Source organism: Pseudomonas fluorescens (genome assembly GCF_001708445.1).
Taxonomy (GTDB): domain Bacteria; phylum Pseudomonadota; class Gammaproteobacteria; order Pseudomonadales; family Pseudomonadaceae; genus Aquipseudomonas; species Aquipseudomonas gorinensis.
In genome coordinates this window covers 2,408,436-2,424,659 of sequence record NZ_CP015637.1, presented here as the reverse complement: position 1 = coordinate 2,424,659, position 16,224 = coordinate 2,408,436, and the positions used below count along the sequence as shown (strand labels likewise).

The window sequence follows — 16,224 nt, the reverse complement described above, 5'->3', positions numbered from 1 at the left end:
GCGTGGCAGTCTGGGCGACGTTTTCCTATGACTTCTGGAGATTTACCGTGCCAAAAGCAGCCGCAGTAATTGAAATTCCGGTATCGGCCGATCAGGTCTGGCAGCTAGTGGGTGGCTTCAACAGCCTGCCGGACTGGCTGCCGCTGATCACCAAGAGCGAGCTCGGTGAAGGCGGCCGCCTACGTCACCTGCAAACCGCTGACGGCGGCGTGGTGGTCGAGCGTTTGCAGACTTTCGATAACGTGGCGCGCACCTACAGCTATACGATTGAACAGTCACCGTTTCCGGTGAGTGCGTACCTGTCGACGCTGCAGGTCGAGGCGCTGACGGAGTCGTCGGCCAAGGTGACCTGGTCGGGCGTGTTTACCCCGGCGGCGGGTACCACGGATGCCGCGGTGGAAGCGTTGTTTGCCGGGGTTTACAAAGGCGGGGTCGAGGCGTTGCGGGCGAATTTCCCAGGCTGATCCGCTCTATCAGGGGAGCGCTGTGGCGAGCGGGCTTGCCCCGCGTTGGGCTGCGAAGCAGCCCCCAATAAGGCCACCGCATTTCTTCTGGTAGAACCGGGAGACTGGTTTTAGGGCCGCTACGCGCCCCAACGCGGGGGACTACATGGTGCCGGCGCACCTGATCTTCCTCGACCGCATGCCGCTCAATCCGAACGGCAAGCTGGATCGCCAGGCACTGCCGAAACCCGACGCCAGCCAGCCGCAACACGCCTGGGTCGCGCCGGTGACTGAGCTTGAGCAACAGGTCGCGGCCCTCTGGGCTGACATCCTTGGGGTCGAGCGGGTCGGGCTGGCGGATCACTTCTTTGAGCGGGGTGGCCACTCGTTGCTGGCGATGCAGGTGGTGTCGCGTCTGCGTCATGCCCTCGGGCGTGAAGTGCCGTTGAAACTGCTTTTCGAACAACCGCGTCTCAAAGGCTTTGCCGCCGCCTTGCACGCCCTGGAAGCGAGCGTTGGCGAGCCGGTTCCCGCGTTGTTGCCGGCCAGCCGCGAGCAACCACTGCCGTTGTCCTATGCCCAGGAGCGCCAGTGGTTCCTCTGGCAACTGGACCCGCACAGCGCGGCTTACCACATCCCCAGCGCCCTGCGCCTCAAGGGCGCGTTGGACCGTTCGGCGCTGCAACGTAGTTTCGATGCCCTGGTCGCTCGCCATGAGAGCTTGCGCACCTGTATCCAGGTGCTGCCAGAGGGCGCGCGCCAAGTCATTCAAGCCCAGGCCCCCGTGTCGATTGCCCTGGGTGAGGTGAGCGAGGTCGAGCTGCACGCGCAGGTCGCCGCCGAGATTGCCCGGCCGTTCGATCTGCAAGCCGGGCCGCTGTTGCGTGTGACCCTGCTGCGCCTGGCCGAGGACGAGCATGTCTTGGTGTTGGTGCAGCACCATATCGTCTCCGATGGCTGGTCGATGCAGGTGATGGTCGACGAGCTGGTGCAGCTGTATGCCGCCTTCAGCCAGGGCGAGATGCCGCAATTGCCGGGCATGCCGATCCAGTACGCCGACTATGCGCTGTGGCAACGCGATTGGATGGAGGCCGGCGAGAAGGCGCGTCAATTGGCGTATTGGCGCGACCTGCTGGGGGGTGAGCAACCGGTGCTGGAGCTGCCGTTCGATCATCAGCGCCCGGCGCAGCAGAGCCATCGCGGCGCTCGCCTGGACGTAGCGCTGCCAGCGGCCCTGGCCACCGATCTCAAGGCATTGGCCCAGGCTCACGGTGTAACGCTGTTCATGTTGCTGCTGGCCTCGTTCCAGACGTTGTTGCACCGCTACAGCGGCCAGCAGGACATCCGCGTCGGCGTGCCCATTGCCAACCGCAACCGCGTGGAAACCGAGCGCCTGATCGGCTTCTTCGTCAATACTCAGGTGCTCAAGGCCGAGATCGATGGGCAGACGACCGTTGCCCAGTTGCTGGCCCAGGTCAAACAGCGCGCGCTGGAGGCCCAGGCCCACCAGGACCTGCCGTTCGAGCAACTGGTGGAAGCCTTGCAGCCGGAGCGCAGCCTGAGCCTCAACCCGCTGTTCCAAGTGATGTTCAACCACCAGGCCGAAGGGCGCCCGGGCGATACGCCGTCGGCACTCGCGCACTTGCGCATCGAAGGCTTGGCGTGGGAGCGCCGCACGGCCCACTTCGACCTCGACCTGGACGTGCAGGAAAACCGCGACGGGCTGTGGGCGTCGCTGGGTTATGCCACCGATCTGTTCGACGCCTCGACCATCGAGCGCATGGCGCGCCACTGGCAAAACCTGTTGCAGGCGATGGTCGATGATCAGTCGCAAACCCTTGGCCAATTGAACCTGCTGGATCGCGACGAGCAGCAGCACATCTTGCAACTGTGGAACCGCACCGATTCCGGCTTCCCGGCCACGCGCCTGGTGCACGAATTGGTCGCAAACCGTGGTCGTGGCCCAGGACGGCCCGACCGGCAAGCAACTGGTGGCCTATGTGGTGCCTGCCGATCCTGCCCTGGTCAACGCGGTGGAGTTCCGCGAAGCACTGCGGCGCGCGCTCAAGTCCCGCCTGCCGGACTACATGGTGCCGGCGCACTTCATGTTCCTCGCGCAGATGCCGCTGACTCCCAACGGCAAACTCGACCGCCGAGGCCTGCCGCTGCCCGACGTTGCCCAGGCCCAGGGGGTGTTTGTCGAGCCGGTCAGCCTTTTGCAGCAGCAGGTGGCTGCGATCTGGGCCGAGGTACTTGGCGCCGAACGGATCGGCCTGAGCGATCACTTTTTTGAACTGGGCGGGCATTCCTTGCTGGCCATGCAGGTGATCTCGCGCCTGCGCCAGTTGCTGGCGCGCGAAGTTGCCCTGCGCACGTTGTTCGAACAGCCGCAACTGGAAGGGTTTGTGCTGGCGTTGCAGGCGCAGGACGCCACGGTACTGGCCCCGCCGATGCTCGCGCTCAGCCGTGAGCAACCCCTGGCGTTGTCCTATGCCCAGGAGCGGCAGTGGTTCCTCTGGCAACTGGAGCCTGAGAGTGCGGCCTACCACGTGCCCAACGCATTGCGCCTGAGCGGGCAACTGGATCGCGCGGCCTTGCAGCGCAGCTTTGACGCCTTGCTTGCACGCCATGAAACCTTGCGCACCGTGTTTGTCACCGACGGTGAGTCCACGCGGCAGCACATCCTGCCCGTCGCCACGCTGAAGCTGGATGAGGCGCGGCTGCTCGGTGCATCGCCGCAGCAGGTGCAGGCGCGGGTGGAAGCGGAAATCGCCCGGCCTTTCGATTTGTACCAGGGCCCGCTGCTACGCGTGACACTGTTGCAACTGAGTGAACAGGAACACGTGCTGATAGTGGTTCAGCACCATATCGTTTCCGATGGCTGGTCGATGCAAGTCATGGTCGATGAGCTGGTGCAACTGTACGCCGGGTTCAGCCAGGGGCGGCCGGCGCAATTACCCGCGCTGGTGCTGCAATACGCCGATTACGCCGGGTGGCAGCGCGAGTGGATGGACGCCGGCGAGAAGCAGCGCCAGATGGAGTACTGGCAGGGCCTGCTGGGCGGCGAGCAACCGGTACTGGAGTTGCCGCTGGATCATCCGCGCCCCGCGGTGCAGAGCTACCGTGGCGCGCAGCTGGAAGTCGGCCTGGATGCCGACGTGGTTGCCCGCCTCAAGGGCCTGGCGCAACGCGAAGGGGTCACGCTGTTCATGCTGTTGCTGGCGTCGTTCCAGGCCGTGTTGCATCGCTACAGCGGGCAGTCGGACATCCGTGTCGGGGTGCCGATCGCCAACCGCAACCGGGTGGAGACCGAACGCCTGATCGGCTTCTTCGTCAACACCCAGGTGCTCAAGGCCGATATCGACGGGCAGATGTCCTTTGCCCAGCTGTTGCAGCAGGTCAAGCATCGCGCCCTGCAAGCCCAGGCGCACCAGGACTTGCCGTTCGAGCAGTTGGTGGAAGCCCTGCAACCGGAGCGCAGCCTGAGCCACAACCCGCTGTTCCAGGTGATGTTCAACCACCAGGCCGAGGCGCGTGTGCCGCGTGGCGAGCAGTTGCCCGGCCTGCGGGTGGAAGGGCTGGAGTGGGACAGCCACACCACGCATTTCGATCTGAGCCTGGATACCCAGGAGTCCGCCGAAGGCATATGGGCCTCGCTGACCTACGCCAGCGACCTGTTCGAGGCCGCCACCGTGGCACGCCTGGCGCGGCATTGGCAGAACCTGTTGGACGCTGTGGCGCGAGATGCCCGGCAACCCATCGGCGAGTTGAGGCTGCTCGATCGCCAGGAACACGCGCGCCTGCTGCGGGATTGGAATACCCCGGCCCCGGCGTGCTCGATTCAACAGGGGGTGCAGCACCTGTTCGAGCACCAGGCGCAACGGCGTCCGGAGCACACGGCACTGTGCCTGGGCGGACAGTCGCTGAGCTATGCCGAATTGAACCGCCGAGCCAACCGCCTGGCCCATGCGCTGATCGCGCGGGGTGTTGGCCCGGAAGGGCTGGTTGGCGTGGCGGTGGCGCGCTCGTTCGAGATGGTGGTGAGCCTGCTGGCGGTGCTCAAGGCCGGCGGCGCCTATGTGCCGCTCGACCCGCAATACCCGCGTGAACGCCTGCTGCATATGCTTGAAGACAGCGGCGTGCGCCTGGTGCTGACCCAGGCGACTCTCGACCTGCCGCTGCCCGAAGGCTTGGCGACGCTGGACCTGACGCATACGGATTTGACTCAGTACCCCGAGACGGATCCGCGGGTAGCCGTCGACCCGCAAAACCTCGCCTATGTGATTTACACCTCCGGTTCCACCGGCAAACCCAAGGGCGTGGCGATCAACCATGGGGCGCTGACCGAGTTCTCCAGCATCGCGGCGGGCTATTCGCGGTTGACCCAGGACGATCGCGTCCTGCAATTCGCCACCCTGAACTTCGACGGGTTCGTCGAGCAGCTCTACCCGGCGCTGACCCATGGCGCCACCGTGGTGTTGCGCGGCCCGGAGCTGTGGGACAGCGCGCGGTTGTACGAGGAAATCATCGCTCAAGGCGTCACCCTGGCCGACTTGCCCACCGCCTACTGGAACCTGTTTTTGCTCGACTGCCTGGCGGCGGGGCCGCGCTCGTATGGCGCGCTGCGCCAGATCCATATCGGCGGTGAAGCCATGCCGCTGGACGGCCCGGCACAGTGGTTGAAGGCCGGCCTGGGCCATGTTCGATTGTTGAATACCTACGGCCCGACCGAGGCCACGGTGGTCTCGAGCGTGCTGGATTGCACGTCCAGCGAGACCATTGGCGCTACCGCCAGCCCGATTGGTCGCTCCTTGCCAGGCCGTGCCCTGTACGTGCTGGATCGCGACTTGAACCTGGCGCCACTGGGCGCGGTGGGCGAGCTGTATATCGGCAGCCACTGCGGTTTGGCCCGCGCCTATCTGAACCGTGCGCTGTTGACCGCCGAACGCTTTGTGCCGGACCCGTTCGGCGCAACCGGCGAGCGCCTGTACCGCACCGGCGACCTGGCGCGCTACCGTGCCGACGGGGTGATCGAGTACGTCGGGCGTGTCGACCATCAGGTAAAAATCCGTGGTTTCCGCATTGAGCTGGGGGAAATCGAGACGTTGCTGCTGGCCCAGCCCGGCGTGCGTGAAGCGCTGGTGTTGGCGGCCGACCATCAACTGATCGCCTACCTGGTCGCCGAGCAACAGGATGTCGAAGCGCTCAAGGCCACCTTGCGCGAGCAACTGCCGGACTACATGGTGCCGGCGCACCTGATCTTCCTCGACCGCATGCCGCTCAATCCGAACGGCAAGCTGGATCGCCAGGCAAACCGTGGTCGTGGCCCAGGACGGCCCGACCGGCAAGCAACTGGTGGCCTATGTGGTGCCTGCCGATCCTGCCCTGATCAACGCGGTGGAGTTCCGCGATACCCTGCGCCGCGCCCTCAAGTCCCGCCTGCCGGACTACATGGTGCCGGCGCACTTCATGTTCCTCGCGCAGATGCCGCTGACCCCCAACGGCAAGCTCGACCGCAAGGGCTTGCCCGCGCCGGACCCGAGCCAGTTGCAACAACACTACGTGGCGCCTGAAACCGAGCTGGAGCAACAGATCGCCGCGATCTGGGCCGAGGTGCTGCGTCTGCCGCAGGTGGGCTTGAACGACAACTTCTTCGAAGTCGGCGGCCATTCGCTGCTGGCCATCCAGATCACCTCGCGGGTTCAGGCTGAACTGGGCCTGGAAGTGCCGCTGGTGGAAGTGTTCCAGACCGATTCACTGCGCGCCTATGCCCAGGCGGCTGCCACCTTCCGCGCGGGTACGGCGGAAGACTTTGATGACCTTCGTGACTTTTTGAGCGAACTAGAGGCGATTTGAACCATGCTTTCCAACCCGAATATCGACCTGGTCTCGCGCTTTCTTCGCTTGCCGCTGGAACAGCGCCAGCAGTTCTATCAACGTCTGCAAAGCCGTGGCATGAGTTTCGCTCAATTGCCGATTGCCGCAATCCGCGAGGACGGCCAACACTTGCCGCTGTCCTACGCCCAAGAGCGCCAGTGGTTCCTCTGGCAGCTCGACCCGGACAGCGCCGCGTATCACGTCCCCGGAGCCCTGCGCCTGAGCGGGCGGCTGGACAAGGCTGCCCTGCAACGCAGCTTCGATGCCCTGGTGGCGCGGCATGAAAGCCTGCGCACCCGTTTGCACCTGGGCGATGAACAGCGTTCCCAGGAAGTGCTGGCCCATACCGTGGTCCGGATCGCTGAAAGCCCGGTCGACGAGGCCCGGCTCAAGGCGCGCGTGGAAGCCGAAATCGCGCGGCCGTTCGATTTGCAGCAAGGTCCGCTGCTGCGGGTCAGCCTGCTCACCCTGAGTGAAGACGAGCACGTGCTGGTGCTGGTGCAGCACCATATTGTCTCGGACGGTTGGTCCATGGGCGTGATGGTGCAGGAACTGATGCAACGCTACGCGGCCTACAGCCAGGGCCAGGACTGCACCCTGGCGCCGTTGCCGATCCAGTACGCTGACTACGCCCTATGGCAACGCCGCTGGATGGAAGCGGGCGAGAAGGCGCGGCAGTTGGCCTATTGGCGTGAGCTGCTCGGTGGCACGCAACCGGTGCTGGAGCTGCCCCTCGATCACCCGCGTCCGGCGCAACAGAGCTTCCTGGGCGCGCGCCAGGACATCGCCCTGGAACCCGCGCTGGTGGCCGGGGTGAAAGCCTTGGCCCAGGGTGAAGGCGTGACGCTGTTCATGCTGCTGCTGGCGTCGTTCCAGGCGTTTCTGTATCGCTACAGCGGCCAGCAGGACATCCGGGTCGGCGTGCCGATTGCCAACCGCAACCGCGTCGAGACCGAATCGCTGATCGGCTTTTTCGTCAACACCCAGGTGCTCAAGGCCGATCTCGACGGCCAAATGAGCTTTGCTCAATTGCTCCAGCACACCAAGCGCCGCGCCTTGGAAGCCCAGGCCCACCAGGACCTGCCCTTCGAGCAGTTGGTCGAGGCGTTGCAACCGGAACGCAGCCTGAGCCACAACCCGCTGTTCCAGGTGATGTTCAACCATCAGGCCAACACCCAGGCGAGCGCCCGGCAACTGCCGGGCCTGCGCGTGGCCAACCTGGAATGGGAGACCCGCAGCGCCCAGTTCGACCTGAGCCTGGACACCCAGGAAAGCGCCGACGGCGTGCGGGCCTCGTTGACCTACGCCACCGACCTGTTCGGCGCCGCCACGGCGTCGCGCATGCTGCGCCACTGGCTGGGCCTGTTGCGCGTGGCCGTGGCCAACCCGGCGTTGCCGTTGCAGGACCTGGCGGTGCTGGACGCGGCTGAGCGCGAGCAAATCGTTTACCAATGGAACGCCACCGCGCGGGACTACCCAGTGCAGCGTTGCGTGCATGAGCTGATAGAAGCGCAGGTCGCGCGTGCACCGCAGGCGCCAGCGTTGCGCTTCGGCGATGTATCGCTGAGCTATACCGAGCTGAACCGCCGCGCCAATCGCCTGGCCCATCGTTTGCTCGAGGCAGGCGTCGGGCCGGATGTGCTGGTGGGCCAGCAGCACATCTTGCAACTGTGGAACCGCACCGATTCCGGCTTCCCGGCCACGCGCCTGGTGCACGAATTGGTCGCCGACCGCGCCGCTGAAACACCGGAGGCCGTGGCGGTGAAGTTCGACGCGCAGACCCTGACTTACGGCGAGCTGGACCGCCAGGCCAACCGCCTGGCCCGCGCACTGATCGCCCGTGGTGTGGGCCCGGAAGTGCGCGTGGCGATTGCCATGCCGCGCAGCGCCGAGATCATGGTGGCGTTCCTCGCCGTGTTGAAGGCGGGTGGGGTGTATGTGCCGCTGGATATCGAATACCCGCGTGATCGCCTGCTGTACATGATGCAAGACAGCCGCGCCCGGTTGCTGCTGACGCATACGCGGGCGTTGCAGCAACTGCCGATTCCCGAAGGTCTCGACAGTTTGGCGATCGATCGCACCGAGGAATGGGCCGATTACAGCGACACGGCTCCAGACGTGAAGCTGCACGGCGACAACCTCGCCTACGTGATCTACACCTCCGGCTCCACCGGCCTGCCCAAGGGCGTGGCGGTGTCCCACGGCCCGCTGGTGGCGCACATCATTGCGACCGGCGAGCGCTATGAAACCTCGCCGGCCGATTGCGAACTGCACTTCATGTCGTTCGCCTTCGACGGCTCCCACGAAGGCTGGATGCACCCGCTGATCAACGGCGCGAGCGTGCTGATCCGCGATGACAGCCTGTGGTTGCCCGAATACACCTACGCGCAGATGCATCGCCACCAGGTGACGATGGCCGTGTTCCCGCCGGTGTACCTGCAACAGCTGGCCGAGCATGCCGAGCGCGACGGCAACCCACCGGCCGTGCGGGTGTACTGCTTCGGCGGTGACGCGGTGGCGCAAGCCAGCTACGACCTGGCCTGGCGTGCGCTGAAACCGACCTACCTGTTCAATGGCTACGGCCCGACCGAAACCGTGGTCACGCCGCTGCTGTGGAAGGCCCGCAAGGGGGACCCATGCGGGGCGGTCTATGCGCCCATCGGCACACTGCTCGGCAACCGCAGCGGCTATGTGCTGGACGCGCAACTCAACCTGCAACCCATCGGCGTGGCCGGCGAGTTGTACCTGGGCGGGGAGGGTGTGGCCCGGGGTTACTTGGAACGTCCGGCCCTGACCGCCGAACGCTTCGTGCCAGACCCCTTCGGCAAACCCGGCAGCCGCGTGTACCGCAGCGGCGACCTGACCCGTGGCCGCCCGGACGGCGTGGTGGACTACCTCGGCCGCGTCGACCATCAAGTGAAGATCCGCGGCTTCCGCATCGAACTGGGCGAAATCGAAGCGCGCCTGCGAGAGCAGGACAGCGTCGGCGAAACCGTGGTCGTGGCCCAGGACGGCCCGACCGGCAAGCAACTGGTGGCCTATGTGGTGCCTGCCGATCCTGCCCTGGCGACCAATTCGTGCACCAGGCGCGTGGCCGGGAAGCCGGAATCGGTGCGGTTCCACAGTTGCAAGATGTGCTGCTGTTCGTCGCGATCCAGCAGGTTCAATTGGCCAATGCTCTGCGCCTGATCATCGACCATCGCCTGCAACAGGTTCTGCCAGTGGCGCGCCATGCGCTCGATGGTCGAGGCGTCGAACAGATCGGTGGCATAACTCAGCGAGGCGCCCAGTTGCTCCGGGGACTCTTCGATATCCAGGGTCAGGTCGAATTGCGCGACGGCTTCGTCCCAGCTCACCGGGCTCATGTCCAACTGCGCCAGGCTCCGTAAATGCCGGCCGGACTGGCTGATATGGTGGTTGAACGCGACCTGGAACAACGGGCTAAGGCTCAGGCTGCGCTCCGGCTGCAGGGCTTCGACCAACTGCTCGAACGGCAGGTCCTGGTGGGCCTGGGCCTCCAGCGCGCGCTGTTTGACCTGGGCCAGCAACTGGCGGACGGTGGTGTGCCCGTCGATGTCAGCCTTGAGTACCTGGGTGTTGACGAAGAAGCCGATCAGGCCCTCGATCTCCACGCGGTTGCGGTTGGCGATGGGCACGCCGACGCGAATATCCCGTTGGCCGCTGTAGCGATGCAACAGCGCCTGGTAAGCCCCCAGCAACAGCATGAACACGGTCACGCCTTCACGCTGGGCGAGGGCCTGGAGACGCTCGACCAACGGCACCGGCAGCGCAATATTCAGGCGCGCGCCACGATGGGTAGGCACCGCCGGGCGCTGATGATCGAACGGCAGCTCCAGCACCGGTTGTTCGCCCCCCAGCAGGTCTCGCCAGTAAGCCAGTTGGCGAGCCTTCTCCCCCGCCTCCATCCAGTCGCGCTGCCACTGCGCGTAATCGGCGTACTGGATCGGCAAGGCCGGCAGTTGCAGCATTTGGCCCTGGCTATAGGCGGCGTAGAGTTGCACCAGTTCATCGACCATCACCTGCATCGACCAGCCATCGGAGATGATGTGGTGCTGCACCAGTACCAAGACATGCTCGTCCTCGGCCAGGCGCAACAGGCTGACACGCATCAGCGGGCCCTGGCGCAGGTCGAACGGTTGGGTGATGCGCGCTTCGACCTGCGCCTTGAGGTGGGCTTCATCGGTGTCGACCGGGTGCAATTCGATCCGCGCCCGCGGGCTGATCACTTGAACGGTACGACCGGCCTCTGGCTGGAAGTGGGTACGCAGGCTTTCGTGGCGCGCCACCAGCGTATCGAAGGCGCGCTGCAGGGCGTCGCGATCCAGCCGGCCTTTCAGGCGCAAGGCGCGGGGCACATGGTAGGCGGCGCTGTGCGGGTCCAACTGCCAGAGGAACCACTGGCGCTCCTGGGCATAGGACAGGGCCAAGGGTTGGTCACGTTCGGCCCGCTCAATCCGGGTGATTGCAACGCGGGCCTGGGTCAAGGCGCGGACAAAGTTGCCCAGCACGGGCTGCTCAAACAACGCCTTCACATTCACGTCCAGGCCCAAGCCATGGCGCATACGTGACACAGCTTGAGTGGCCAATAGGGAATGGCCGCCCAGCTCGAAGAAATGGTCGTGCATCCCGACACGTTCCACGTCGAGTACTTCAGCCCAGATCGCGGCGACCTGTTGCTCCAGCTCGCTGCTCGGCGCGAGGTACTCACGGCCGACGACATCGGGCTTGGGCAGGGCTTTGCGGTCCAGCTTGCCGTTAGGGCTGAGCGGCATCTGCTCCAGTCGCAGCCATTGGGCCGGCACCATATAGTCCGGCAAATGGCTGGCCAGGTGAGCGCTCAAGACCTCACGCCAATCCTCCTCGGCGCCTTGCAGCACCAGGTAGCCGACCAGGTATTTGCCGTCGACCGCCAACACCGCGGCCTCACGCACCCAGTCGTGCTCCAGCAGGCGCGCTTCGATTTCACCCAGCTCGATACGCAGGCCACGCAATTTCACCTGATGGTCAATGCGCCCGGCGTATTCGATCACGCCGTCGTCGCGGTAGCGCGCCAGGTCGCCGGTGCGGTACAGGCGTTCGCTTTTTACGAACGGGTTGGCGATGAAACGCTCGGCGGTCAGCACCGGACGACGGTGATAACCCCGCGCCAGGCCGACGCCACCCAGGTACAACTCGCCCAGTACGCCGACCGGGGCGGGCTCGAAGTTGTTGTCGAGGATGTAGCAGCCGAGGTTGGCAATCGGACGGCCAATCGGTACGGCGTCGCGACCGCCCACCAGCACATCCGGCCCGACGCCTGCCTCGAGCAAACGATGGGCCAGGCGATTGGCGCGGCGGTTCAGCTCGGCATAGCTCAACGAAACGTCACCGAAGCGCAACGCCGGGGCCTGCGGTACGCGCGCGACCTGCGCTTCAATCAGCTCATGCACGCAACGCTGCAACGGGTAGTCCCGTGCGGTGGCATTCCAGTCCTGCAGCACCTGCCGACGCTCGGTGATATCCAGCATCGGCAAATCGCCCAGGCGCTGTTGGCCGTCGTCGACCATGGCTTGCAACAGGTTGACCAGGTGCCGGCCATAACCGTGCACGGTCGAAGCCTTGAAATACCCATGGGCAAAACTGAAGTGCAGCGACAGGGTCTCGCCGAGGTCCACCAGCACGGTCAGCGGGTAACTCGTTTGTTCATGGGCCTTGGGCACGCCGAAGCGAATACCGCTGCCGCCGCTCTGTTCCAGGGCTTTGGACACCGGGTAGTTTTCGAACACCAGGATGTTGTCGAACAGTGCCGCCCCGCCCTGCCCGGCCCAACGCTGAATGTCATACAGGCCAGTGTGTTCATGCTCGCGCAGCGCCAGGTTCTGCGCCTGCACCGCCTGCAACCAGTCGGCCACCGTGTGTTGCCCGTCCACGGCGCAGATCACCGGCAAGGTGTTGATGAACAGGCCAAGCTGTTGCTCTACACCGGAAAGCTCCGCCGGACGCCCGGCCACGGTGGCGCCGAAAGACACCACCGCCTGGCCGCTATGGCGTTGCAGCAGAATCAACCACGCCGCCTGCACCAGCGTATTGAGGGTGACTTTATTGCAACGTGCAAAGGCTTCCAGCCGCGCGGTCAGCGATTGCGCCAGGCTGTACCGGTAGTCGCCATAGCCGTCGATAGCGTCGGGCTGGCGGCTGCCCAGGCGAGTCGGCGTTTGCAGCGCGCTCAACTGCGCGCGCCAGAAGGCTTCAGTGGCGCCGGCATCCCGCTGTTGCAGCCAGCCAATGTAGTCGCGATAGCGTCCGCCAGCCTCGGGGACGGCCACGCCGGCATAGCGTTGCAGCACTTCGCCAAACAGACGCGAGTTGCTCCAGCCATCCATCAGGATGTGGTGATAGGTGTAGATCAGCTCATGGCGCTGCTCATCGGTGCGCACCAGCAGCAAACGCAGCAGTGGCGCCTTGGCCAGGTCGAAGCCCTGGCGGCGCTGGGCACGCTGCAGGTTGTGCAGTTCCAGTTCACGTTCGGGCATGGCGCGCCAGTCCAGCACTTCGATCCGCACTGGCGCATCGCGGTACACCACCTGGCACGGCCACTCCAACTGGCCTTCCCAGAAGAACCCCGTGCGCAACACCTCATGGGCCTGCACCGTGGCCTGCCAGGCTTGCTGGAAGCGTGCCACGTCCAGGCCCTCGGCCGTGACGCGGACCTGGTTGATGTAGTCGCCCGCGGCCTGTTCATACAGGGTGTGGAACAACATGCCCTGCTGCATCGGCGACAAGGTGTAGATATCCTCCACGCCCTCGGCGGCCAGCGGCAGCGACTCCAGTTGTGCCTGGTCCAGGCGCGACAATGGGAAGTCGCAGGCCGTGAAGCCGCTGTTGCCCGGGGTGCAGCAGTGCTCTATCAGGGCCGTCAATTCGCGGGTAAACGCCTCGCTCAGCGCTTCGATCTCACGGGCCTCGAACATCAATGGGCTGAAGGTCCAGCCGATCTGCAACTCACCGCCATACACCTGGCCATTGAGGGTCAACCAGTTGCTCAACGGGGTATCGGGGCTCTGCTCGGCGCCGGCAGGTTCCGACGCGGGGGCAAACAGGCCGTCCGGCTGATCAAAACTGCCGTCGAACTGGCCCAGGTAGTTGAAGGTGATACGCGGCTGCGGCAATTGGCTGAAGGCCTGGCGTGTCGACGCATCGCCCAGGTAGCGCAGCGCGCCAAAGCCCAGGCCCTTGTTGGGGATAGCACGCAGTTGCGCCTTGATCTGCTTGATCGAGCCGGCCAGGGTCGCGGCCGGGGTCAGGCGGACCGGGAACAGGCTGGTGAACCAACCCAGGGTGCGGGTCAGGTCGATGTCGTCAAACAAGTCTTCGCGGCCATGGCCTTCAAGCTGGATCAGGCTTGAAGCGTGCCCGCTCCACTGGCAGATCACCCGTGCCAGGGCGGTCAGCAGCAGATCGTTGATCTGCGTGCGATAGGCCGTGGGTGCCTGTTGCAGCAGTTGCCGGGTGTGTTCGGCATCCAGTTGGCTGACCACGGTCTGCGCCAACCGGCCGGGGCACGCGCCGTGCGGATCGCGGCACGGCAAGTCGGTGGCCACGCCCTGCAACTGCTGTAGCCAGAAGTCTTTTTCCGCCTGCATCGAGGGGCCGCGCGCGTGGGCCTGCAAACGCTCGGCCCAGGCCTTGAACGATGACGTCTTGGCCGGCAGCGTATGTTGGCGATACAGGCTTTGCAGGTCTTCAAGGAATACCCGCCAGGACACGCCGTCCACCACCAAGTGGTGCATCACCAGCAACAGGCGCTGGGAGCCATCGGCCAACTCGGCGAGTACCGCGCGCAGCAACGGGCCATGTTGCAGGTCCAGGCTACGTTGGGCCCGTTCGCAGAGGGCCAGGAGTTCGCTGGCATCTTGTACGCGCTCGTGCCACAGCAGGCTCGCGCTCGGTGCGTCATGGCGCGCGACCCAGCCATCGGCCTGCTGGCTGAAACTCAGGCGCAGCACATCGTGATGCCGGGTGATGGCTTGCAGGGCTGCCGCCAACCGCTCGGCCTCTAGCGGCTGGCGCGGGGTCAGCAGCAGCGATTGGTTCCAGTGATGCGCGTGCGGCAGTTCCCGTTCGAAAAACAGTTGCTGGAACGGCAGCAACGGCGTCACGCCCTGCACCGGGCCCTGGTCGATCACGTGGGCGGTCTGCAACTGCGCCACGCGCGCCAGGCTGCGCACGGTCTGATGCTGGAACAGGGCCTTGGCGCTGAAGTGGATACCTTCGGCACGGGCGCGGCTGACCACCTGGATCGAGATGATCGAGTCGCCGCCGCGCTCGAAGAAATTGTCGTTCAAGCCAACGTGCTCGACCCCGAGTACTTGCGCCCAGATCGCGGCGATCCGTTGTTCCAGCGCACTTTGCGGGGCTTCGTACGGTTGCGCGGCTTCGGGTTTTGGCAGGGCCTTGCGGTCCAGTTTGCCGTTAGGGCTCAGGGGCATCTGGTCCAGCCGCAGCCATTGGGCCGGGACCATATAGTCCGGCAAATGGCTGGCCAGGTGGGCGCTCAAGACCTCACGCCAATCCTCCTCGGCGCCTTGCAGCACCAGGTAGCCGACCAGGTATTTGCCGTCGACCGCCAACACCGCGGCCTCACGCACCCAGTCGTGCTCCAGCAGGCGCGCTTCGATTTCACCCAGCTCGATACGCAGGCCACGCAATTTCACCTGATGGTCAATGCGCCCGGCGTATTCGATCACGCCGTCGTCGCGGTAGCGCGCCAGGTCGCCGGTGCGGTACAGGCGTTCGCTTTTTACGAACGGGTTGGCGATGAAACGCTCGGCGGTCAGCACCGGACGACGGTGATAACCCCGCGCCAGGCCGACGCCACCCAGGTACAACTCGCCCAGTACGCCGACCGGGGCGGGCTCGAAGTTGTTGTCGAGGATGTAGCAGCCGAGGTTGGCAATCGGACGGCCAATCGGTACGGCGTCGCGACCGCGGGCTCGAAGTTGTTGTCGAGGATGTAGCAGCCGAGGTTGGCAATCGGACGGCCAATCGGTACGGCGTCGCGACCCTCTTCAATGCAGGTCCAGTGGGTCACGTCGATGGCGGCTTCGGTCGGGCCATAGAGGTTGTAGAGCGTGGCGTGCGGAAGTTTGGCGAACACCTGCTGCTGCGCATCCACGGGCAAGGCTTCGCCACTGCACACAATGCGTTGCAGGCTATGGCAATGGGCGACTTCCGGGGCCTGGAGAAACGCCTGCAACATCGACGGCACGAAGTGCAGCGTGGTGATCTGTTCAGCCTTGATCAGGCTGATCAGCTTGGCTGGATCGCGGTGATCCCCCGGCGCTGCCACAACCAGACGCGAACCGGTCATCAGCGGCCAGAAGAATTCCCACACCGACACGTCGAAGCTGAACGGGGTCTTTTGCAGCACGCTGTCGCTGGCATCCAGGGCGTAGGCTTCCTGCATCCAGTGCAGGCGATTGAGCAACGCCGCATGCCGGTTGCCCGCCCCCTTGGGTTGGCCGGTGGAGCCGGAGGTGTAGATCACGTAGGCCAGGTTTTCGCCGTCCAAGGCGATGCCAGGGTTCTCTTCGCTGTAGCCTTCGAATGTTGATTCACCCAGCACCAGGGTTTCCAAACCTTGGGGGATCGGCAGTTGCGCCAACACCTGCGCCTGGGTCAGCAGCAGCTTCACGCCGCTGTCTTCGAGCATGTAGGCCAGGCGTTCGCGCGGGTACTCCGGGTCCAGCGGCACGTACGCACCGCCGGCCTTGAGCACCGCCAGCAAGCCGACCACCATTTCGACGGAACGCTCCAGCGCCAGGCCCACCAGCACATCCGGCCCGACGCCTGCCTCGAGCAAACGATGGGCCAGGCGATTGGCGCGGCGGTTCAGCTCGGCGCG

Annotated in this window: 1 protein-coding gene and 3 pseudogenes; 3 read left to right on the top strand and 1 reads right to left on the bottom strand. The window is 65.1% G+C overall.

What is annotated here, in order from left to right; all coding sequences use genetic code 11:
• Positions 1-47 precede the first annotated feature (47 nt).
• From A7317_RS10970 to A7317_RS31535, 3 genes and pseudogenes are all read left to right on the top strand, one after another.
• A complete protein-coding gene (locus tag A7317_RS10970) occupies positions 48-464 on the top strand; it encodes an SRPBCC family protein (RefSeq protein WP_069075789.1) in 417 nt (138 codons plus the stop codon).
• Between the two features lie 112 nt (positions 465-576).
• Positions 577-2,403 (top strand): annotated as a pseudogene (locus A7317_RS31540) (condensation domain-containing protein); the annotation flags it as partial.
• A 25-nt stretch (positions 2,404-2,428) separates the two neighbouring features.
• A pseudogene (locus A7317_RS31535) lies at positions 2,429-9,389 on the top strand (amino acid adenylation domain-containing protein); the annotation flags it as partial.
• On the opposite strand, the pseudogene A7317_RS31020 reads toward A7317_RS31535, so the two are convergent.
• A pseudogene (locus A7317_RS31020) lies at positions 9,386-16,221 on the bottom strand (condensation domain-containing protein); the annotation flags it as partial. The pseudogenes A7317_RS31535 and A7317_RS31020 sit on opposite strands and share 4 nt — an antisense overlap.
• Between the last annotated feature and the right edge of the window lie 3 nt (positions 16,222-16,224).